Raw genomic sequence first — 21,721 nt, forward strand, 5'->3', positions numbered from 1 at the left:
GGTTATTTGCTTATTTCCTTCATGAGATCTTCATACGTGTAAAACTCTTTATCCTCTTTATTTTTGCTATAAAGAATATTTACTCTTAATGCTTTGAGACCTGTTACACCCTGTAAATCCTCCAATTCCACTATTTCAATTTCATCTTCGAGATAATTTTTGGATTGCAAGAAATTGATATATTTTATATATTCCACTTCATCTGAACGCTGCGAATAAACGACAACCAGCTTCCCTTTTTCTGTTATGCGTCGGTCGGTTCCTTTAATATAGGCTTTATCAACTCGTTTTTTGACTACTTCGTATCTGGCATTATAAGTACCATCCACATCAAAACGCTTTTCATCCATCCTAAATCTAACTGATAAGGAGGTATTAAACACCAGCACCATAGAAGCTACGTCCAATGCCACAGGAAGGTCTTGCTTAAATTGATAATACTCATTTTCCATTTCACACATTACCTGTAGCTGCCACAATCTTAAATTATACAAATAGATTTTATTGAAATTATTTTGCTTGGTAATGGATTCTCCGATATACATATTATGTTCTACACCATCCGTCTTGAATCTTTCAAAATAGTGCGGATACATTTTTTGTGCTTCTTCTTGTTTTTTATCTAGTAATGAAGCCATTTTCTTATTGATCAACATGACTGACTCATCGTAGGCTTTTCGATGTTTATACAACATCTTAGTACTTTTATCTAATGAATTGTTATACTGATTGATTAAGCCTTCTAGCTCGATATTTGTTCCTTTAAGATGTTTGAATAGCGGTTTTATCTCATTCTTGATAAAAACTAGAATTCCTTGCTCGCTGTCTACCTGTAATTGATCTGCAATAGAACTAATCAGCGTATCAATCCTAAACTTGATTTGTTCATATACTGGCAATGGATCTATTTCTATTACTTTACGAATTACTTTGGTGATTCCTTTTAATTGTAATATCAAATCTTTCTGTACAGAACGATTTCGAGCATCAGAAGAACCTTTTATATCTATTTGACCGAACAAAGGATATACATCGTCAAAAACTACTTCTCTAAAAGATGTTGGGTTTTCTTCTGCTTTTGCCAAAATAAACCGTTTAGCTTCTTGTCTAAATTTCCAATATACACTAGAATGGATTGCGGTACATTCTTGTTGGATAATTAATTCAATTTCATTCTCTGCTTTTGCTTTGGATCTTAAAACCGAATCGATCAAATAAGGCATAATATCTAATAGTTTATGCGCATTGATACTATTTAACTCCTGACTATTAGGAGATACGATCTCTAAAACTCCTAAAAACTTACCATTATTTTCTATTGGTGCAATAATTGCACTATTAATGTTTTGTTTGATCAGGTTGGCATACATCACCTCATCCGGGTAGGTCTCTACTATTTTTTTGACATTAGAAATTGCAAATGCCTCTGATTTTTCAAATAAGGAATGATAAGTCCCTTTGCACAAAGCAGTCTCACAACGGTCTGAGTATTCATCGTATAAAATATAACTTTCTATTGTTTTAAAAGGAACTCTTTCTAAAGTGCCTTCTTCTTCATTGTAATTTGCAAATCCCACTTTAATCTCTGGAAGATTAAAAATCCCCCTGAAAATATTCTGAAAACTTTCTATAAAATTACCTTGAGATTTATCATACTTTAAGAGACTGGTCTTAAAATCTGATAAAGACACATCAGTAGTTACATCAAAAAGATTCGCGATGACTATCCCCTTAAAAACCCAAGAATTTGGAGGGAACTTTTCCTTCCATATTTCTACGTTATTAAAATTATCCAGTAACTCTGCTACATCCTCTTTTGTAATTTCTTTTGCTTTCTCCGTTTTAATAACTTCGATAAAATCCCCATTATATAGAATTCTATAATGACGTACAATTCCTGATGCATCAGGAATATCATAAAAAAATGGTCTTCTGAAATCAATTTTATATCCGTAATATTGGCTCAGAATAATGCTGCATCCCATAATAAAATAGTGATCTTCGTCTAGGTTCTTTATTTGAGGTTCAAAATCAGGTCCGGCTGCCTTAATAATATTTTTATACCGTTGTGTAGCTTTTACGACCGTATTATTGAAAGGAATAGTAGCTATTTTTATTTCATTATCTTGTAGAATCTGAGCAAAAGAATCTTCTAAAACCAATTCTATTTGAGGTAAAAGCTCCTGGAGTCTTTCTTCGGTACTTATACCATCTTCAAGTTCTGGAAACTTTGACGCGATTTTAAGTATATTTTCCGCACGATCACGAAGCAATATATTATCACTATGTAAAAACTCTCGATATTTGTCAAAAAATAAGGAGAAGCTTATTTTAATATCCATCGGAAAATCATGCCCCAATACCTTCATAACGGTTTACTTATGGTGGTTATACAAAAATAACATAAAACTTTAATACTCAATTATAGTATTAACAATTAATTAAGCTATTTCATTTGTTCGGTTATAGTAGGAATCCTGTATTACTACATCGAATATGTTACGAGAAGTTGGACAAAAAAAATTAAAAAAAGTATTTGCAATCGTATCACTTGCCTAAAGCCCCTGTTTATTCCTGATCCTATTACTTATTAGACGAATTAAGTACTGATTTTGTTACATAGACCTTAAAAAACAGTAAAAATTAACAATTACCCATATTTTAAAGTTAATTTTTGTGGTATAATCATCATATTATATATTTTTACACATCAAAAAAATAGAAGGATGAAAAAAATAATAGTGCTTGCGCTTATATTACTATCTGTAGCTTGCCAAAAAGAAGAAAAGGGATATTCTATTGCAGGAGAAACAATAGGATTCAAAGATGGAGTAACGGTATATGTAAATGCGATAAATCAGTCAAACAGACCAACTATTATTGATTCTACCACCATCAAAAATGGGAATTTTAACATAAACTTACCCGTAGTAGAACAAAACGACTTTAACTACTTAACCTTTAAAGGAGTTCCGCAAAATGTGTTGTTTTTAGCAGAGAATAATCCAATAAAAATGACAATCTACAAGGATAGTTTACGGTCTTCAATGATCAAAGGTGGATCAGAAAACCAATTATTTTTTGCATATCTAAAGAAGATGAATGCTTTTGGTAAAAAAAGACAGGAGCTTAGCAATCAATACCAGATAGCTTCTAAGTTAAAAGAAGTTGAAAAAGCATCAACACTATCTTTAGAAATACAAGAAGCACAGACGAATGAAAATAAATACCGTAGAGAGATTGCAGAGAACAATCCTAATTCTTTGGTAGCTGTTATGGCACTTACAGATTTATTGAACCTAAAGGCAGCACCTGCAAAGGAAGTAAAAAAAATATATGCAGCAGTAGAAGACACTCTTAAAACATCTCGATTAGGTAAAAACCTAGATAGATTAATCACTGCATCTATAGGCAAAATAGATGTCGGTAGTGAGGCTGAAGATTTTTCTGCTCCTAATCCAGAAGGGCAAGTAGTATCTCTTAAGGAATCTATGGGTAAAATCACCATAATCGACTTTTGGGCTTCTTGGTGTAAACCTTGTAGAGCAGAAAACCCAAATGTGGTAAAAGTGTATAATAAATATCACGATAAAGGTCTTAATATTATAGGAGTATCTCTGGACAGAAATAAAGATCACTGGATACAGGCTATTGATAATGATAATCTAGACTGGAATCACGTATCTCATTTAAAGTTCTGGCAAGATCCAATAGCAAAAGCATATGGTGTAAGATCCATTCCGGCGACTTTTATCCTTGACGAAAAAGGAAATGTAATCGCTAAAAACTTACGTGGAGCTGCGTTAGAAGCCAAAATGTCAGAATTGCTAGGAGAGAAATCCTTGTAAAGTTATCTTATAAAAAAAATTGAAAACGACCTGATGATTAGGTCGTTTTTTTTTACCTATAGTTTGCCTAAGCGTTGCATAACAAACAAAACAATGATAGGAACTGCTAATAAACCTATCATTAGTAAGTTTTGCTGAAATAAGTAGGGAGCCAGAATTAAAGTTACTAAATATCCACCGGCAGCTCCTCCAAAATGGGCATCGTGACCTATATTACCTGTTCTACTTTTCATACCATAAATAGAATACAATAAATATCCAATACCAAAGATATATGCAGGAATCGGAATTGGAATAAACATAAGATAAAGTTTCATATTGGGTTGAAACAATATAGCAGAAAAAATAATCCCAGAAACCGCACCACTTGCTCCCACAGCACTATAATGGTATTCATTTTTATGGAAAAATAAAGAAAATAAATTCCCAACAAATAAGCTACAAAAATACACTGCCAAAAACTTAATATTACCTAATGAATTTAATACAACGGGCGCAAAAAAATATAAGGTGAACATATTGAAAAACAAATGCATCATATCTACATGTAAAAAACCAGAGGCCAACATTCGCAATTGTTCACCTCTTCTAATTCCTCCGACATTAAACTTATAGCGTTCAAAAAACGAAAAATCATTTAACCCTTTTAATGAAACAATAACATTAGCAAGTATGATAACAACTACGACAATATCCAGATTTAGCATATACAATTTTTTATCGTTCAAATATAGCATATATTTTCACCCAATGGATCTAGATTTTAATTTGAAACAATATCATTTTACGCTTTGCTAGTGCTACGTTAAAATATATTACCTTTGAAAATTCAAAAAAATAAATCAATGCATTTAGTTATTTATTGCCTCGTTTATCCATTACTTTGGATGATATCTAAACTACCGTGGCGACTATTTTATTTCCTATCCACCTGCGTATATTTATTAGTCTATTATATCATAGGGTACAGGAGAACTACTGTTACCGAAAACCTAAAATTAGTATTTCCTGATAAGGCCCCAAAAGAGATAAAACGTATCCGTAAAGCTTCTTATAAACATATGTGTGATATGTTTCTAGAAATGATCAAGTCATTATCTATCAGTGAAAAAGAAATAACAGAGCGTTTTCAAATAACTAACCTCGATACACTTGTAGCATTAGAAAATAAAAACAAAAGTATAATTACTATGATGGGACATTATAATAGTTATGAGTGGACCAATTCGATAGACCTGATTAGCAAGTTTAGATGTGTTGGCATCTATAAACCAATCAAAAACAAGTATTTTGATAAACTGGTACATCGCATTAGAGGTAGATTTAACTCTAGGTTAATACCAAGTGCAAAAGTCTTTAGAGAAATGACGTTGGACCAGAGAAAAGAAAACCCAGAGCTTAGTCTATACGGTTTGATTTCTGACCAATCTCCTAAACTTACGCATGCTACCTTTTGGACAGACTTTATGGGCATCAAAGTTCCAGCTTTCGTAGGAGGGGAAGTGCTATCCAAGCGATTAGGTCTTAGTATATTCTATCTCCACGTAGAAAAAATAAAAAGAGGATATTATGAAGCTACATTGGTTCCTATTTCTGAAAACCCCAAAGAGGAAGAAGAATATACTATCACAAAAAAATTTACAAAACTACTAGAAGCTCAGATTATTAATAAACCGGAAAATTATTTATGGACACATAAACGATGGAAGCACCGTAATGCAAAACCTATAAAAACTGCAGTAATTAGTTAGGTAAGAATTCTATTTCTTAAGATTATCCTAAGATTCTGAGCCCGTACTTAATTTTATATGTGTAGGCTTAAATTATTACAATGTAATTATTGATGTATCGCTTGGTATATCCTATTTTGTGGGTTATATCAAAACTACTCTGGCGTGTATTCTATATGTTCTCTACCTGTGTATATATTTTTTATACCATATAATTAGATATAGAAGAAAATCAGCAACTGAAAATCTGGTACTCGTTTTTCCTAAAAAACCATCACAAGAGATCTTTAAAATTCGCAAAGCTTTTTATAAACAAATGTGTGATATGTTTTTAGAAATGCATAATCAATTTCTATAGGGACAACGATTTACTGGATCGTTTTAAAATTATTGATATTGAAACACTGAAAAAATTAGAGTCAAAAAATAAAAGTATTCTGGTTTTAATGGCGCATAATGCCAGTTATGAATGGGCTACCGTTACACAACTACTAATTGATTTCCACACCGTTGGGGTTCTCTATAAACAAATTAAAAATAAATATTTTGATCAACTTGTACATAGGATATGGCAACGATATGATGCCCGTCTTATACCTAGTTATCGTGCCATGAAAGAAATTACAAGAGATAAGATCAATGGTAAATTATGCTCTATGCTTTTTTATCTGATCAATCCCCTAGATTGGCTAAAGCTACATACTGGACAAATTTCAAGGGTATTAAAGTTCCTACTCACGTGGGAGGTACCGCTCTGGCGAGAAGATTAGACCTGTCTGTGGTATATTTACACATAGAAAAATAAAGCGGGGTTACTACCAGACCAAGTTTATTCCTATTACAGAAAACACAAAAAATTGTGAAGACTTTTTATTGTAAAAACATATTTAAGAATACTCGAAAAACAAATCCGCATTGCTCCGGAGTACTATTTGTGGACACATAAGCGATGGAAACATCGCAATGCAGATATTCCGATGGACGCAACTGTACATTAACAAAAACACTCCTACTTAGAAATTGCAGGAGTATTTTTAACGTAATCTAAATCCCTGCTATTTCTTTTAAGACAGCAATCGTATCGTTAGCCAATTGATCTGCTTTTTCCTGACTTAATGCCTCTGTATAAATACGAATAATAGGTTCTGTGTTACTTTTTCTAAGGTGAACCCAGCAATCACTAAAGTCAACTTTTACTCCATCTATCGTACTAACTTCTTCAGAAACATGTTTGTTATGAAACCCTTTTAGTATAGCATCTACATCTAATTCTGGTGTTAACTGAATTTTATTTTTACTCATAAAATAGGATGGATAACTATTACGTAGTTCGCTTACACTACATTTTTTTTCTGCCAGATGCGTTAGAAAAAGCGCCACACCGACTAAAGAATCTCTGCCATAATGGAGCTCTGGGTATATGATTCCTCCATTTCCTTCTCCACCAATAACTGCTTTATTGGCTTTCATCTTGGCAACCACATTTACCTCTCCTACTGCGCTCGCTTCATACATACCGTGATGTTTTTCGGTAATATCCCTAAGGGCTCTGCTAGATGATAAATTGGAAACTGTATTTCCTGGTGTTTTACTTAACACGTAATCTGCACAAGCCACTAACGTATACTCTTCTCCAAACATTTCTCCATCTTCACTCATAAAAGCCAAACGATCCACATCGGGATCAACAGTCAATCCAAAATCTGCTTTTTCCTTCACCACAAGTTCTGACAAATCAGTTAAGTGCTCTTTCAATGGTTCTGGATTATGAGGAAAATGACCATTTGGTTCGCAATATAACTCTACAACCTCAACGCCCATTTCTTTCAATAATGCCGGTATTGCAATTCCACCAGTCGAGTTCACTGCATCGACTACTACTTTAAAACCAGCATTTTTTACAATTTCTATGTTTACTAATGGAAGTTTTAGCACCTCTTCGATGTGCTTATCGATATAGGTATCATTTGTGGTAATTGAGCCTAGGTCATCAACCTCAGCAAAATTATAATCATCATTTGCTGCAATATCTAAAATTTTCTTGCCATTTTCTGCATTTAGAAATTCGCCTTTACCATCTAATAGTTTTAATGCGTTCCATTGCTTTGGATTATGACTGGCAGTTAGTATAATGCCTCCATCTGCTTTTTCTAAGGGTACAGCCACTTCTACAGTAGGTGTAGTGGATAATCCTAAATCTATTACATGAATACCTAAACCTACCAGGCTATTCATCACTAATTGTTGAATCATTGATCCAGAAATTCTGGCATCCCGACCTACTACTACAATTGGGTGCTTTTTTTTACTTTCAGCCAGTAACCAGCTACCATAGGCAGATGCAAATTTAACGGTATCAATAGGAGTCAAATTGTCCCCCACGGTTCCGCCAATAGTTCCTCGAATACCTGAAATTGATTTTATGAGTGTCATATACCTTACTAAATTTGTGTCATTTTTGAACAAATGTACAAGATACAGGTAATTGCTACAATGTAATACCAGAAAACTTCCGGTAAAAAGCAAAGTTTATCATGACCTCATCTATATCTTTGAGGTATAAGAAATAACTTTTTTAGATATTTATAATGTATTTATTACCGCCTCAATACATCCTTTATCAGCCATTGTGATAAAAAATGTTTTAAAATCATTATCAAAAGTAATATTAGTAGGTTTCTTTCCTTCTAAAATAAATTCTTTCAATAGTATTCCTTCTGGTGATAAAACTACTACACTACCTTTATCGTAACGACATATATAGAGGTTTCCTTTATTATCACATCTCATACCATCCAATCCATACTCGTCAAAAGAAAAAAACTGTTTTTTATTTACTACTGAACCATTCTGCATAATATCATATACCCAAACTTTTCTCTGTACAGATTCATTAACATACAGTTTTTTACCATCAGGGCTTACTTCAATACCATTTGTTGTCCCCATCCCACTCTCTAATAATTCAAATCCTTTTTCTTTTGTAACTTTCCAAATGTTACCCGTATGATCAGACCAATTAGGATCACTGGCATATAGTATTCCATCATCACTTATCGCTATATCATTAGGTTGATTTGCCAATGGTTCATGCGCAAATACTACTATAGATTTTGTATCCATATCTACCTTTAAAATATTGTGATTGATATAATCTGCTACATACATTTCATTGGTTTTACTGAAACGTATTCCGTTTCCTATACTAGTACCTGGAAGCTGAACAAACAACGACGTATTCCCATCTGGTGTTATTTTTCCTATTGTTCCTTCTTTTTGATAATTTACAGCATAAATATTTCCAAGAGGATCAGTTGCCGGCCCTTCTATTCCGGCGGTAAAACTTCCTGGTTCGGTATAATTAGTAGTCTTAAGGTATCGACCACAGGAATCCAGAAAAATTAAGAGCATTAGATTCAAAAATATTTTATATTTCATCATTATAAGTTCAAGTATTCAAAAATATTTTTTTTCTATTCTAAAAAACTTCTTTTTTGTACAAACGACATCAATTATACTACAAACAACTTTTATAGTAAAAATATCGTAAATAAAACTCGTATTTTAACACAATGAATTTTTTAGCCCATATCTACCTTTCCGGAGAAGACCCGGAACTTAAAATTGGTAATTTTATTGCTGATTCTGTTAAAGGTAAAAAGTTTACCCAGTTCCCTGATCGTGTGCAACAAGGTATTACATTACACCGTAAGATTGACTCTTATACAGATAGTCATCCTATTGTTAGAGAAAGTGTTTTACGTCTTTTTCCTAAATACGGTCACTACAGTACCGTAATTGTAGATATATTATATGATCATTATCTGGCTGCTTACTGGAGTGAGTACTCTGATATTACATTAGATACATACGTCTCAGATTTTTATGATCTGCTACAGGAGAATTATGAGATATTACCTAAACGTGTCCAAAATTTCTTACCCTATATGTTACGGGATAATTGGCTATTAAGTTATGCAACCATTCCCGGTATCGGAAGAATCTTGTATCAAATGAATCACAGAACTAAGAATAGATCAAAAATGAATTTTGCAGTGATAGAGTTACAACAACATTATTCAGATTTTGAAAAAGAGTTTCGCTCATTTTTTGAAGAACTTCAGATTTTTACTAAAAATGAAATAAGAAATTTATGAAATCAAGAACTCCCTTCATAATTACCTATATTTCAGTCAATCTTTGTAGTATAGAAGTCTATAATACAAACCACATAAAAGAACTTAACTATTAACGATATTCTATGATGCGTTTACTTTATTTTTTATCCTTTCTTTTAATTTTCTCGTGTAAAAATTCTGAAAAATCTACTGAAGCTAAAAAGGAGTATATCCCAGTTAGAGGTGTAATTGAGAAAAATGCTATAGTAGTTTCTGCCAGGCAAGAAGCTTCTAAAATAGGGAATGATATTCTTAAAAAGGGTGGAAATGCTTTTGATGCGATGGTTGCAACAGAGATGGCACTTGCAGTATCTTATCCGTATGCCGGTAACTTAGGTGGTGGTGGTTTTATGGTTTACAGAAAAGCTAATGGAGAAACTGGTGCGATTGATTATCGAGAAAAAGCTCCTCTCGCGGCTTTTAAAGATATGTATCTTGACGAGAATGGAGAGCCCATTCCAGAAAAAAGTCAATTAGGCGCTACGGCGGTCGGAGTTCCAGGTACGGTGGCCGGTATATTTGAAGTACACAAAAAGTTAGGAACTCTGCCTATAAGAGAATTATTGTCTCCAGTTGTTGAACTTGCTCAAAAGGGATATGTAATTACAGAAAAACAAGAAAAACGGCTCAATAACTTTAGAGAATTATTTATCGAAACTAATAAAGACACCATCCTTTATGCTCAAAAATTTAAAGCCTTTGATACTATAAAAAACCCGATGCTCGCTGCTACAATTCAACGAATAATAGAAAATGGGAAAGATGAATTTTACAAAGGAGAGACCGGTCAAAAACTGATCGAATATATTCAATCTCAAGGTGGCATCATAACGATGGATGATCTAAATGCATACAAAGCAAAATGGAGAAATCCTGTAGAGTTTACTTATAAAGACCTTACGATTATATCTATGTCACCTCCATCTAGCGGAGGCGTGTGCCTTGCACAAATCATGAAGATGATTGAGCCATATGACATTGGCAATTATGGCCACAATACATTAAAATCAATTCAAATTATAACGGAAGCAGAAAGAAGAGCATATGCCGATAGAAGTTTCTATCTTGGTGATCCTGACTTTGTGAAAATTCCAGTGAGTACCTTGATTAGTGATGCTTATTTATCAGATAGAATGAAAAATTTTGATTTTGAAAAAGCCACTCCGTCCACTGATCTAAGTTATGGAAGCATACCAGGATATGAAAGTAGTGAAACCACACACTACTCGATTATTGATCAATTTGGAAATGCTATTTCGGTTACAACCACACTAAATGGAGCCTATGGATCTAAGCTCTATGTTCCAGAACTTGGGTTCTTTTTAAATAATGAAATGGATGATTTTAGTGCGAAACCCGGCACCCCTAATATGTTTGGACTATTAGGTGCTAAAGCCAATGCCATTGCGCCAGAAAAAAGAATGCTTAGTTCTATGACACCCACACTTGTAGAGAAAAATGATAAACTATGGATGTCTGTAGGAACTCCAGGAGGATCCACCATTATCACCTCAGTCTTACAAACTATTCTGAATGTAAAAGAGTATGGAATGACGATGCAAGATGCAGTGAATGCTCCTCGCTTTCATCATCAATGGCTACCGGATATCGTTATCTTTGAACCTCATTCCTTTGACGAAGAAATATTAAATAATTTGAGAACCAAAGGATACAAAACGAATGAAGAAGAGAGTAGAATTATTGGTAAAGTGGACGGTATTCTTGTACTACCCGATGGGAGTCTAGAAGGTGGTGCCGATAAACGAGGGGATGATACTGCAGTAGGGTTTTAAGGTTTAATTGCATCCAATATGTGAATATCCTAAGATTGCAATATCCTTAATTTTTTACAGCATAATTTTTTATTCTTGTAAGAATCTATCATAAAAACACCAACGTTATCAACTTGCACAGTGTATAAAACTAAATAAAGCAAGTAAATGCAACAAAAGTGTTAGCAATTGCAACATTTCTTATAGTAGAGGTTTATTCTTAAAAATAACTTAGTATTCATAATGTAACGTTGTTTAAATATAATCACATTTTAAAAAAAGCAATGTTCAAAATATATAATTATGAAAAAAATACTACTGTTCACTTTATTAATGACTATTGGAAGTCTTTACACTACAAATGCGCAATATGCTATTAGTTATGACTCTGCAGATCCGATAACTGTTGTTGCAGGTCAATCCATCGAATTAAATTATACATATACTGCATCAATGCAAGTAGCTGCACAGTTTCAAATTTTCGAGACAGATGATGCCGGTATTTTTGGAGGCTCTACGGCTATAGGAACTGCCGTAGCCGAGTTTCCCACACTTGACGCAGGAACAGATGTAATGGGCACCGTAACGCTTACAATTCCAGCCAATTTTCCTGTGAGTTCATCCCTTTCTGGAACAGAATATAGAATTTTTGGTAAATTATCGTCTGAAGCAAATCCTGATGCGACATCAGATGTAACCTGGGATACTGCAGGAGCATATCCATTAATAACAGTGGCAAACCCTCCGTACTCTATTACATACGATTCAGCAAATCCAGTTACGGTGGCTGCGGGCGAATCTATAACACTGAATTACACTTACACTGCATCTATGGACGTTGTGACGCAATTTCAAATTTGGGAAGCTGATACTCCTAGTATTTTTGGAGGAAGTACCGCTAGTGACACGTCAGTTATTGTCACTCCTACTGTAACTGCTGGAACAAATGTTGCAACCACAGTGACCCTTGATATTCCTTCAAATTTTCCAACAAGCGCATCACTTTCTGGAACAAAATATTATATTTTTGGCAAATTATCATCTGAAGCAAATCCTGATGCGGACTCTGATGCAACTTGGGATTCAGCTGGGGAATATCCAGAAATTACTGTTTCAGAAACACTTAGTATAGATGATAATAATTTTAATAAAGAAACATTGTATTTTAATAACAGAACTTCTTCTCTGGTTTTGGGTGAAACTTACAATAGTAAATCAATAAGAATTTACAATACGATAGGAAAACAAATTTTAGATTTAGCGGATATTTCAGACACCAAAAACATAGATTTATCTGGTTTACCAAAAGGATTGTATATTGCTAGATCTGATTCTAAGTTTTTAAAGTTTATCAGATAAAATTGATTTAGAGTAACCAACGATATCAATTTAATTTGATTATCATATAAGTTAAGATACATCTAAAGAAGATTACAGTTTAAGCTTAACTTGTCAAAAACAATTCGGTCATAGATTAAAGGTGCGGAATCGGAATATACTAACATCTCCCCATAGGTTGTATGGTTCGATTTCGCCCAAAATGACATGAAACTTCTTTTTTCAAACAGTTACTTTAGCCGTAATGAGTTGCTCCTTGATAAACAGTTTAATCATTTGTAAAATTTGAGATAACCCTGTGATTGAGGATAGTATGTATTAAAAACTTCTCTTCTTTTCCCAGATGATAACAATGGGATTTCGGCTACGTATTCAATTTTGATATTAGCGTCCTGCCCAAAATATCCTCTATATTCCTTCAACATTCTATTTTCATCTACCTTTTTATCCGTGTTGAGTTTAATTACATAATCTTTTTGACCATTTTGCACTAGTTGAAACTGTTTATAATCCCCATATTTACATAGTTTATAAGACACATGAGAAGGAATAATTTCACCCTTTGTGTTGTAGATTACATCTAATTTTCTTCCTTCTACAGAAGAGAGATAAGGTATATTGTTTTCATCAAAATCCATAGTTCCAATATCACCTGTATCATAGCGAATCATTGGCATTGCATAATTATGCAGATCGGTAACAATAATTCTTCCTATTTCACCTGGATTGATTGGGACATCTTGATCGAAATGAAAAACTTCTATAAAATAGCTCGCAGAATTAATGACAAATTTAGAGGTTCTATTTCGATCCTCTTGTGCTAAAATTCCATTTTCATTATTAGAATATCTTCATATGGGAAAAATGCCAAAATACTTTTTCATACTGTACCTTACGTAATCATTAAGTCCTTCTGACATTGTGATAATTGATTGGACTTTCGATGCTATCGGTGTGGCGTTTGTTTTATCGAGATATTGGCAAATTGTTGCAAAAGCAGAGGGGTATCCCAGAAAACTTTTTTGCGAAACACTATCGGCTCTTAATTCTTTAATAAACACTTCTATTTCTTGATCCGAAAGGTTAAAAACACTTTTAGGATATATATTCTGCCACCAGAATTTGGAGAATAAATTATGTTTATAATTGTCTGACCAAATTTTTACATAGATTAACTTTTGTCCGATTTCATATCCCGAATTGTTTGAAAAGTAAAGGTTATCTGCTGTATTTCTACATCGTTTGCTCTTGTTATGCAGCACTGAAAATGGAGCTCCTGTAGAACCACTGGTGGAAACCAATACACAATTCTTAGCTATATATTTGGACGATTTAAATTCTTCAAAGTTATCCCGAATTAAGTTTTTGTTGATAACCGGAAAATCGTCAATAGAACGATATCCCGAGTATTTCTGATAAAACCAGGTAGTACTTACTGCATGCTGGAGAATTTTCTGAAGATATTCTTTTTTTCTGAACTGAACCAACTGAGAGTTTGGATTTTCAATCAATTCTTTGATATCCTTAAAATGATTTTTAATATCATTTCCTTGAAGAATATCAAAAAACCAAAAGATTTTTCTACGAAAAACTTGTGATAGACTCATTAATACATTTCATTATTTACACCTGAAAAAATTAGGCTCTATAGTGATCTTCATTATTAAGAATAACTGTGTGTAAAATGCAATACTATTGTGAGGGATAATTTTAAGCTATTATAAAAGTAAACTTTTTTTGCTATACGTGCTCTATTAATATAAAAAAAATGCACAGCTTTCACCGTGCATTTTTTTTTTAGAATAACAACAATTCTTACTTCACTTCTTCAAAATCTACATCCTCTACATCACTAGCTTCAGAATCACCGCCTTCTGGTTGTGCTCCGGCTTCTGGTTGTTCAGCTGCACCACCTTGTTGTGCTTCTGCCTGCGCCTTATACATTTCCTCACTAGCTACTTTCCAAGCTTCGTTGATTTTATCAAGAGCAGGTTGAATTACTGCTAAATCTTTAGATTCATATGCTTTTTTCAATTCCTCAAGAGCATCTTCGATTGGTTTTTTCTTATCATCAGATAATTTATCACCAAACTCTTTAAGCTGTTTTTCTGTCTGAAAAATCATTCCATCTGCTTCATTTAACTTATCTGCAGTTTCTTTTGCCGCTTTATCTGCTTCAGCATTTGCTTCAGCTTCCTGCTTCATTTTCGCGATTTCTTCTTCTGTTAGTCCCGAAGAAGCCTCGATACGAATATCTTGCGACTTATTAGTTGCTTTATCTGTAGCAGAAACTTTAATAATACCATTAGCATCGATATCAAAAGTAACTTCGATCTGTGGTGTTCCTCTTTGTGCTGGTGGAATTCCATCCAAATGGAAACGACCAATAGTTTTATTATCTGCAGCCATAGAACGTTCTCCTTGTAGTACATGGATCTCTACAGAAGGTTGATTATCTGCTGCTGTAGAAAACACTTGTGATTTCTTAGTAGGAATCGTAGTATTCGCTTCGATTAGCTTCGTCATTACGTTCCCCATTGTTTCAATACCAAGAGAAAGTGGTGTAACATCTAATAACAATACATCTTTTACATCTCCTGTAAGTACTCCTCCTTGAATGGCAGCTCCAACAGCTACTACTTCATCAGGATTCACACCTTTACTTGGTGCTTTTCCAAAGAATTTTTGTACTGCTTCCTGAACCGCAGGAATACGGGTAGATCCCCCAACTAAAATAATTTCATCAATATCGCTTGTAGATAGCCCTGCACTATCAAGAGCAGTACGACAAGGTTCGATAGTACGCTTTACCAAATCATCTATCAACTGATCAAATTTAGCTCTTGTTAAAGATCTTACCAAGTGTTTAGGACCACTAGCTGTAGCTGTAACATATGGTAAATTGATTTCTGTCTGCGGAGAAGATGATAACTCAATCTTTGCTTTTTCTGCAGCTTCTTTGAGGCGTTGTAAAGCCATTGGATCCTTACGAAGATCCATATTTTCATCTGCTTTAAACTCTTCTGCTAACCAATCAATAATTTTTTGATCTACATCATCTCCACCTAAGTGCGTATCTCCATCTGTAGAGAGTACTTCAAATACACCATCTCCCAATTCCAAGATTGATACATCGTGCGTACCTCCACCAAAGTCAAATACGACAATTTTTTGATCCGTACCTTTTTTATCAAGTCCGTATGCTAATGCTGCCGCTGTGGGCTCATTAATTATTCTTTCTACAGTAAGTCCCGCAATTTCTCCAGCTTCTTTAGTTGCCTGACGCTGTGCGTCATTAAAATATGCTGGTACTGTAATTACAGCTCTACTAACATCTTGTCCAAGATAATCTTCTGCTGTTTTCTTCATTTTCTGAAGTGTCATTGCAGATAATTCCTGAGGAGTATATAAACGACCGTCGACATCAACACGCGGTGTATCGTTATCTCCTTTTACTACTTTATAAGCAGCTCTTTCCGCTTCTTTTGCAGATTCAGAGAATTTATTACCCATAAATCTTTTAATAGAAGAGATTGTTTTTGTCGGGTTCGTAACCGCCTGACGCTTTGCAGGATCACCAACCTTTATTTCTCCTCCTTCTACAAATGCAATTACAGATGGAGTGGTTCTCTTACCTTCCGCATTAGGGATTACAACGGGCTCATTACCTTCCATCACAGAAACACAAGAGTTTGTCGTCCCTAAATCTATTCCTATTATCTTACTCATAATTATTATATAAATTTTTTAGTGTTGTTCCTAATAATTTATTCAACATAAGTCAATGATTATGCCACGACAATTTGTATGACAGGATGTCACTACCTTCCAATAGCAATTAGTCATCAAAAAAAATGACACATAAAAAAACATACATTCCCTACATAAGTATTCTTTAAAAAAAAGTATTCTTTTTTACCAATACGCTATATTTACCTGCAAAATTTTATACTTAATTACGGATTATGGAATGTATCAGTATTTTTGATATGTTGAAGATTGGCGTAGGCCCATCCAGCTCTCATACCTTTGGGCCCTGGAGAGCAGGAAGAAGATGGATAGCAAAGTTGAAAAAAAACAATAAGTTTGACTTCGTTGAATCTATTACCGTAGATTTATTTGGATCTTTATCATTAACTGGAAAAGGACATGCTACAGATATCGCTTGCATATTAGGGTTGTGCGGATACGACCCCCAAACTATTGATGTTGACTCTATTTCTAGTATTATAGAGGGTATTAAGAAAAATAAGGTTTTGCACTTCAATCAAGAGTTTCTCATAAAATTTGATCCACAAACCCATATTGTTTTTAACAAAGAATTTAAGGAATTCCACCCGAATGCAATCACTTTTAGTGCTACACTTAGTAACAAGCAAAAAACAACTGCTACATTTTATTCTATAGGAGGTGGTTTTGTCGTTCAAAAAGAACGAAAAAGGAAAAAGAAAAAAATGGCTGCTTTCAGAGAATTTCCACTTCCAATACAGAAAGCAACTGATCTTTTAGCATATTGCCAGAAAAAAAATAAGAAGATATCAGAAATTGTTCTCGAAAATGAACGTTCCCTGCAAAATGATCATGAAATTGATGAGCGAATAAAAGAAATATGGGATGTCATGCTAGATTCTATGTATCAGGGTTGTCATACTGAGGGTACACTGCCTGGAGGACTTCATGTACGAAGGCGTGCTTATGATACTCATAAAAGATTGATTGGATCTAAAGAATATAGCAATCCCGCGGAGTGGATTGCATCCATCAGAGATACCGAAGTAAAATTTAGACAAATTTTAAAATGGGTATCTTGTTTTGCACTTGCCGTGAATGAAGTAAATGCTTCTCTAGGTAGAGTGGTTACAGCGCCAACTAATGGAAGTGCTGGAGTAATCCCTGCTGTGATGATGTATTATATGGTTATAGAAAATCACGATGCTAATCTTGATGATGTTAAGCAGTTTATGTTGGTAGCAGGAGAAATAGGTAGCTTATTTAAAAAAGGCGCAACGATATCTGCAGCTATGGGTGGCTGTCAAGCAGAAATTGGTGTTTCTTCGGCAATGGCAGCCGGAGCATTGACAGAATTAATGGGTGGTACACCTGCGCAAGTCCTAATGGCAAGTGAAATAGCAATGGAGCATCATTTAGGGTTAACCTGTGACCCAATTGGCGGCCTAGTACAAATTCCTTGTATAGAACGAAACGCTATGGGAGCCATAAAAGCTATCAATGCTTGCGAAATGGCATTAGACGCAGATGCTACTTTTGCAAAAGTACCTTTAGACAAAGTCATAGAGACTATGTGGGAAACCGCAAAAGATATGAATACTAAGTATAAAGAAACCAGTGAAGGCGGTTTGGCTATTAAAGTAAGTTTAAGTGATTGCTAGTTTTGACAATGGATAACAATATCTTGTTTCATAAAATTAAAAATCTATTAGTCACCTACTTCCAGTTGTTTGGATTATATATTCTCTTTTTTATTTGCGTGGCAATACTACAAAGTGTTTTTCCTTATCTAGACCTAAAAAAATATTCTCAGGATAGTATTTTTGAAATCTTCAAGGAGGATAGACTTAAAGCATTTCTGGCAATGATCGTATTTGCTCCCATTGTAGAAGAATTGATGTTCAGAACATTACTGAAACCCAAAACAACAGATCTTTTATTATTTTTAAGTTCCTGGACACTTTTCTTCTTAGGATTATTTATAACCCCTGCGTTGGCTTGGTATTATCGTTCTCTATTATTTATGGTATTTATTGTACTACTCTTCCTAATGTATAACAAAGTACTACCGAAACACTATCTTGAGAAGAGTAAGAAGTATTTAGAAAACCATCAATTAATGACACTTCAGGTTACATCTATCGTATTCGGTTTTCTTCATATTTTTAATTACGTAGACTCTTTTAAGATGAACAGCGTACTATTCCTTCTGATTGTGCCCAGAATTATTGCCGGTCATATGTTTGGCAACATAAAATTAAGAAACAACCATATTGTTTGGTCTATCTTACTTCATGCAATAAATAATGGGGTAGTTTTTTTGATCATTAGCAGTAGGCTCTAAATTACTTACAACCATCCTTTTTTCGGGTATCAACGATGGCTATAATCTTCCAGCTATTTCCATCATTAAATAACTGAAACATATTAACGCCACAATGACTAAATTTGTCATTTACATAAAATTTATATGGAGTCCAAACCTGCGCAATACTTGTATCTGCGTCAATTTTAAAACCCAACAACTTTTCTAGCCATCTTTGATCTTCAGGTCTGTTATGAATCACTTCTAGAAACTTATTTACGTCAGTCTTTAGGATTTTGGTTGTTCCTTCTTTGGTTTTAACAATTGTTTGCATGACAATTGTAGCATCCATTGTCTTCCTGATTCGAGTAGTATCGCCTTGATGAAATCCTTCAAAAAAATCCAACACTGCTTGTTTAGCATTTTTTTGATTTATGTCTATTTCTTTTTGAGAGAAACCAACATTAACAATGAATATCATAAATAAAAATAAACTCTTATACATACAGCCGCCTTTTGGTAAGTTTAAATATATGATTTTTATTACTTTCTAAAAGTAATTTGTTAAATTGACAATATGGTATGATTAAAAAAACAAAATTGATTACCATTATGTTACTTTTTACATTCAATTATTGTTATTTTTATCCTAGACCTGATAAATTCTAGAACCATTCCCAAATCTTCATACTTACTGTTGAATTTATCTCCAAAAATCAATAAAATGGGAAAGTTCTATCATTACAATTTAGACTATTGTGAATTATTTATTCTTGAAAACTTGATTGTAAAACAAATTAAAGAAGGGGAAATAATTTCTTCAAAACACATTACTGAATTAGAAAAAATAATTGAAAAACATTTTAAAAACGATACGCTAATATACCTTTCGAATCGAACTTTTTCATATTCAGTGGACCCTTTAGTATATAAAGAGGCTTCGAAAATCAAAAACTTATTAGGGATTGGGATTATTGTTAGTAATGACAATACCATAGAAAATGCAAAATTTGAAGGAAAATTTTATGAAAAAGACTTTGAGGTGTTTCGTCATTTTGATAATGCAGTATCCTGGGCAAAAAAGATTTTAAGCAGCTATGATTAAAGAATTATCATATTTTATAGAGCTGCGATAGAGATTTTGTAAAAATAATTCGGGTAGTTATCCACATTGATAATCAAATACAATATACGTTTGTTACCATTATACGAATTGATTACTTTTACCACATTAAATTAATAAAATCAAATGTCTACAGCAAAAAAGGATTACAAGCGTGTTACAGTAAAATCTCTGGTAGAGATGAAAGCCAATAAAGAAAAAATATCTATGCTTACGGCATATGACTATACGATGGCAAAAATTGTGGACAGCGCTGGGGTTGATGTTATTTTAGTTGGAGATTCTGCTTCGAATGTAATGGCTGGGCATGAAACTACACTGCCAATCACGTTAGATCAAATGATATATCACGCATCCTCTGTGATCAGAGCAATAGAGAGAGCATTAATCGTTGTAGATTTACCTTTTGGAAGTTATCAAAGTGATCCTAAAGAAGCATTGCGTTCTGCAATTAGAATCATGAAAGAATCCGGAGGTCACGCCGTAAAACTCGAAGGAGGAAAAGAAGTTAAAGAATCTATCAAACGAATTCTGAATGCAGGAATCCCGGTAATGGGACATTTAGGTTTAACACCTCAATCCATTTATAAATTCGGAACCTACACGGTACGTGCTAAAGAAGAAGAAGAAGCTAAACAACTAAAAGAAGATGCTTTAATGCTCGAGAAAGCAGGGTGTTTTGCTATAGTATTAGAAAAAGTACCGGCTAAACTAGCAAAAGAAGTAGCCGAAAGCCTTACGATTCCTATCATCGGAATTGGTGCAGGAAATGGAGTGGACGGACAAGTATTGGTCACTCACGATATGCTCGGAATGACTCACGAATTTAACCCGCGTTTTCTAAGACGTTACCTGGATTTATACACTGATATGACAAATGCTTTCCAACAATATGTTTCTGACGTAAAGTCTTTAGATTTTCCTAATGATGATGAGCAGTATTAATGTTAGTTCTTAGTTCAAAATAACTATACTTACCGAATAAAATTATTATTGAAAAAAATAATCTCCAATACATCGAATCTTCAGGTTCTTTATGAAGATAATCATTTGATTATCGTTAATAAACGGGCAGGAGATATTGTACAAGGAGATAAAACAGGCGATAAACCACTTAGCGAAGTTGTAAAAGAATACATCGCAAAAAAGTATAACAAACCGGGTGCTGTTTATCTGGGTGTTGTACATCGTTTAGATAGACCTACCAGCGGAATTATAGTTTTTGCAAGAACAAGTAAAGCACTTCCCAGGCTTAATAAATTATTTGCTGATAAAGAAGCAAAAAAAACATACTGGGCCGTTGTAAAAAATACGCCACCAAAAGAAAAAGACACACTTATTCATTGGCTAAAACGTAATCCAAAACAAAATAAATCGTATGCTCATAACAAGGAAGTAATTGATAGCAAAAAAGCTATTTTGAATTATAAAATTATAAAAACCCTACATCACTATTGCGTTTTAGAAATTGATCTTCATACGGGTAGACACCATCAGATAAGATCTCAATTGTCCTATATCGGTAGTGCAATTAAAGGAGATTTAAAATATGGAGCAGCTCGAAGTAATAAAGATGGAAGCATTCATCTACATGCTAGAAAACTTACATTGATACATCCTGTAAAAAAAGAACCTTTGACGATTGTAGCACCGCCTCCACCCGATCCTATATGGAATGAAACTATGAAATAGTTACTA

The 21,721-nt window shown here is 33.8% G+C and carries 19 protein-coding genes; 11 read left to right on the top strand and 8 right to left on the bottom strand.

Annotation, left to right across the window (positions count from 1 at the left end; all coding sequences use genetic code 11):
* Positions 1-2: 2 nt before the first annotated feature.
* On the bottom strand, positions 3-2,369 hold the full coding sequence (locus tag ACWGOQ_RS22700; protein ID WP_452060034.1) for a GAF domain-containing protein: 2,367 nt from the start codon (positions 2,367-2,369) through the stop codon (positions 3-5).
* A 357-nt stretch (positions 2,370-2,726) separates the two neighbouring features.
* Here ACWGOQ_RS22700 and ACWGOQ_RS22705 point away from each other — a divergent pair, with 357 nt between their 5' ends.
* Entirely contained in the window at positions 2,727-3,848 is a 1,122-nt protein-coding gene (locus tag ACWGOQ_RS22705) for a redoxin domain-containing protein (protein ID WP_452060035.1), read from the top strand.
* A gap of 56 nt (positions 3,849-3,904) precedes the next feature.
* On the opposite strand, the gene ACWGOQ_RS22710 is transcribed toward ACWGOQ_RS22705, so the two are convergent.
* Positions 3,905-4,555: a rhomboid family intramembrane serine protease gene (locus ACWGOQ_RS22710; protein ID WP_452060091.1), complete on the bottom strand. Its 651-nt coding sequence runs from the start codon at positions 4,553-4,555 to the stop codon at positions 3,905-3,907.
* Positions 4,556-4,693: 138 nt separating this feature from the next.
* On the opposite strand from ACWGOQ_RS22710, the gene ACWGOQ_RS22715 reads away from it, so the two are divergent.
* Both ACWGOQ_RS22715 and ACWGOQ_RS22720 read left to right on the top strand, forming a co-directional pair.
* Positions 4,694-5,599 carry a lysophospholipid acyltransferase family protein gene (locus ACWGOQ_RS22715; RefSeq protein WP_452060036.1) on the top strand — a complete coding sequence of 302 codons (906 nt, stop codon included), beginning with the start codon at positions 4,694-4,696 and terminating at the stop codon, positions 5,597-5,599.
* Positions 5,600-5,922: 323 nt separating this feature from the next.
* The gene (locus ACWGOQ_RS22720; RefSeq protein ID WP_452060092.1) at positions 5,923-6,348 is read left to right on the top strand and encodes an LpxL/LpxP family acyltransferase; all 426 of its coding nucleotides are present in this window, start codon (positions 5,923-5,925) and stop codon (positions 6,346-6,348) included.
* A 274-nt stretch (positions 6,349-6,622) separates the two neighbouring features.
* Here ACWGOQ_RS22720 and glmM read toward each other — a convergent pair whose 3' ends face one another.
* Both glmM and ACWGOQ_RS22730 read right to left on the bottom strand, forming a co-directional pair.
* The gene (glmM, locus tag ACWGOQ_RS22725) at positions 6,623-8,011 is read right to left on the bottom strand and encodes a phosphoglucosamine mutase (protein WP_452060037.1); all 1,389 of its coding nucleotides are present in this window, start codon (positions 8,009-8,011) and stop codon (positions 6,623-6,625) included.
* A 150-nt stretch (positions 8,012-8,161) separates the two neighbouring features.
* On the bottom strand, positions 8,162-8,989 hold the full coding sequence (locus ACWGOQ_RS22730) for an SMP-30/gluconolactonase/LRE family protein (RefSeq protein ID WP_452060038.1): 828 nt from the start codon (positions 8,987-8,989) through the stop codon (positions 8,162-8,164).
* A gap of 161 nt (positions 8,990-9,150) precedes the next feature.
* On the opposite strand from ACWGOQ_RS22730, the gene ACWGOQ_RS22735 reads away from it, so the two are divergent.
* From ACWGOQ_RS22735 to ACWGOQ_RS22745, 3 genes are all read left to right on the top strand, one after another.
* Positions 9,151-9,735, top strand: coding sequence for an acyl carrier protein phosphodiesterase (locus ACWGOQ_RS22735; protein WP_452060039.1), 585 nt, complete (start codon positions 9,151-9,153; stop codon positions 9,733-9,735).
* Positions 9,736-9,839: 104 nt separating this feature from the next.
* Positions 9,840-11,549 (top strand): gamma-glutamyltransferase, encoded by a 1,710-nt coding sequence (ggt, locus tag ACWGOQ_RS22740; RefSeq protein WP_452060040.1) that lies wholly within the window; start codon positions 9,840-9,842, stop codon positions 11,547-11,549.
* A 282-nt stretch (positions 11,550-11,831) separates the two neighbouring features.
* On the top strand, positions 11,832-12,887 hold the full coding sequence (locus tag ACWGOQ_RS22745) for a T9SS type A sorting domain-containing protein (protein ID WP_452060041.1): 1,056 nt from the start codon (positions 11,832-11,834) through the stop codon (positions 12,885-12,887).
* Positions 12,888-13,138: 251 nt separating this feature from the next.
* On the opposite strand, the gene ACWGOQ_RS22750 is transcribed toward ACWGOQ_RS22745, so the two are convergent.
* From ACWGOQ_RS22750 to dnaK, 3 genes are all read right to left on the bottom strand, one after another.
* Complete coding sequence (locus ACWGOQ_RS22750; protein ID WP_452060042.1) at positions 13,139-13,537, bottom strand: hypothetical protein; 399 nt, start codon at positions 13,535-13,537, stop codon at positions 13,139-13,141.
* A gap of 180 nt (positions 13,538-13,717) precedes the next feature.
* A complete protein-coding gene (locus tag ACWGOQ_RS22755) occupies positions 13,718-14,473 on the bottom strand; it encodes a hypothetical protein (RefSeq protein WP_452060043.1) in 756 nt (251 codons plus the stop codon).
* A 208-nt stretch (positions 14,474-14,681) separates the two neighbouring features.
* Positions 14,682-16,595, bottom strand: coding sequence for a molecular chaperone DnaK (dnaK, locus tag ACWGOQ_RS22760; RefSeq protein WP_452060044.1), 1,914 nt, complete (start codon positions 16,593-16,595; stop codon positions 14,682-14,684).
* A gap of 236 nt (positions 16,596-16,831) precedes the next feature.
* On the opposite strand from dnaK, the gene ACWGOQ_RS22765 reads away from it, so the two are divergent.
* Both ACWGOQ_RS22765 and ACWGOQ_RS22770 read left to right on the top strand, forming a co-directional pair.
* A complete protein-coding gene (locus ACWGOQ_RS22765; protein WP_452060045.1) occupies positions 16,832-18,256 on the top strand; it encodes an L-serine ammonia-lyase in 1,425 nt (474 codons plus the stop codon).
* A gap of 8 nt (positions 18,257-18,264) precedes the next feature.
* Positions 18,265-18,939 carry a CPBP family glutamic-type intramembrane protease gene (locus tag ACWGOQ_RS22770; RefSeq protein WP_452060046.1) on the top strand — a complete coding sequence of 225 codons (675 nt, stop codon included), beginning with the start codon at positions 18,265-18,267 and terminating at the stop codon, positions 18,937-18,939.
* Position 18,940: 1 nt separating this feature from the next.
* On the opposite strand, the gene ACWGOQ_RS22775 is transcribed toward ACWGOQ_RS22770, so the two are convergent.
* Positions 18,941-19,405, bottom strand: a complete 465-nt coding sequence (locus ACWGOQ_RS22775; protein ID WP_452060047.1) for a nuclear transport factor 2 family protein — start codon at positions 19,403-19,405, stop codon at positions 18,941-18,943.
* 219 nt (positions 19,406-19,624) lie between these two features.
* Here ACWGOQ_RS22775 and ACWGOQ_RS22780 point away from each other — a divergent pair, with 219 nt between their 5' ends.
* From ACWGOQ_RS22780 to ACWGOQ_RS22790, 3 genes are all read left to right on the top strand, one after another.
* A complete protein-coding gene (locus ACWGOQ_RS22780) occupies positions 19,625-20,005 on the top strand; it encodes a hypothetical protein (protein WP_452060048.1) in 381 nt (126 codons plus the stop codon).
* Between the two features lie 144 nt (positions 20,006-20,149).
* Positions 20,150-20,968, top strand: a complete 819-nt coding sequence (panB, locus tag ACWGOQ_RS22785; protein ID WP_452060049.1) for a 3-methyl-2-oxobutanoate hydroxymethyltransferase — start codon at positions 20,150-20,152, stop codon at positions 20,966-20,968.
* Between the two features lie 48 nt (positions 20,969-21,016).
* The gene (locus ACWGOQ_RS22790; protein WP_452060050.1) at positions 21,017-21,715 is read left to right on the top strand and encodes an RluA family pseudouridine synthase; all 699 of its coding nucleotides are present in this window, start codon (positions 21,017-21,019) and stop codon (positions 21,713-21,715) included.
* The last annotated feature ends 6 nt before the right edge of the window (positions 21,716-21,721 follow it).

The organism is Aquimarina ulvae, assembly GCF_053613295.3.

What these genes read in the sequence shown, in the direction of transcription:
- ACWGOQ_RS22700 (WP_452060034.1), bottom strand. Translation starts at nt 2,369, where the DNA reads ATGAAGGTATTGGGGCATGATTTTCCGATGGATATTAAAATAAGCTTC.
- ACWGOQ_RS22705 (WP_452060035.1), top strand. Translation starts at nt 2,727, where the DNA reads ATGAAAAAAATAATAGTGCTTGCGCTTATATTACTATCTGTAGCTTGC.
- ACWGOQ_RS22710 (WP_452060091.1), bottom strand. Translation starts at nt 4,555, where the DNA reads ATGCTAAATCTGGATATTGTCGTAGTTGTTATCATACTTGCTAATGTT.
- ACWGOQ_RS22715 (WP_452060036.1), top strand. Translation starts at nt 4,694, where the DNA reads ATGCATTTAGTTATTTATTGCCTCGTTTATCCATTACTTTGGATGATA.
- glmM (WP_452060037.1), bottom strand. Translation starts at nt 8,011, where the DNA reads ATGACACTCATAAAATCAATTTCAGGTATTCGAGGAACTATTGGCGGA.
- ACWGOQ_RS22730 (WP_452060038.1), bottom strand. Translation starts at nt 8,989, where the DNA reads ATGCTCTTAATTTTTCTGGATTCCTGTGGTCGATACCTTAAGACTACT.
- ACWGOQ_RS22735 (WP_452060039.1), top strand. Translation starts at nt 9,151, where the DNA reads ATGAATTTTTTAGCCCATATCTACCTTTCCGGAGAAGACCCGGAACTT.
- ggt (WP_452060040.1), top strand. Translation starts at nt 9,840, where the DNA reads ATGATGCGTTTACTTTATTTTTTATCCTTTCTTTTAATTTTCTCGTGT.
- ACWGOQ_RS22745 (WP_452060041.1), top strand. Translation starts at nt 11,832, where the DNA reads ATGAAAAAAATACTACTGTTCACTTTATTAATGACTATTGGAAGTCTT.
- ACWGOQ_RS22750 (WP_452060042.1), bottom strand. Translation starts at nt 13,537, where the DNA reads ATGATTCGCTATGATACAGGTGATATTGGAACTATGGATTTTGATGAA.
- ACWGOQ_RS22755 (WP_452060043.1), bottom strand. Translation starts at nt 14,473, where the DNA reads ATGAGTCTATCACAAGTTTTTCGTAGAAAAATCTTTTGGTTTTTTGAT.
- dnaK (WP_452060044.1), bottom strand. Translation starts at nt 16,595, where the DNA reads ATGAGTAAGATAATAGGAATAGATTTAGGGACGACAAACTCTTGTGTT.
- ACWGOQ_RS22765 (WP_452060045.1), top strand. Translation starts at nt 16,832, where the DNA reads ATGGAATGTATCAGTATTTTTGATATGTTGAAGATTGGCGTAGGCCCA.
- ACWGOQ_RS22770 (WP_452060046.1), top strand. Translation starts at nt 18,265, where the DNA reads ATGGATAACAATATCTTGTTTCATAAAATTAAAAATCTATTAGTCACC.
- ACWGOQ_RS22775 (WP_452060047.1), bottom strand. Translation starts at nt 19,405, where the DNA reads ATGTATAAGAGTTTATTTTTATTTATGATATTCATTGTTAATGTTGGT.
- ACWGOQ_RS22780 (WP_452060048.1), top strand. Translation starts at nt 19,625, where the DNA reads ATGGGAAAGTTCTATCATTACAATTTAGACTATTGTGAATTATTTATT.
- panB (WP_452060049.1), top strand. Translation starts at nt 20,150, where the DNA reads ATGTCTACAGCAAAAAAGGATTACAAGCGTGTTACAGTAAAATCTCTG.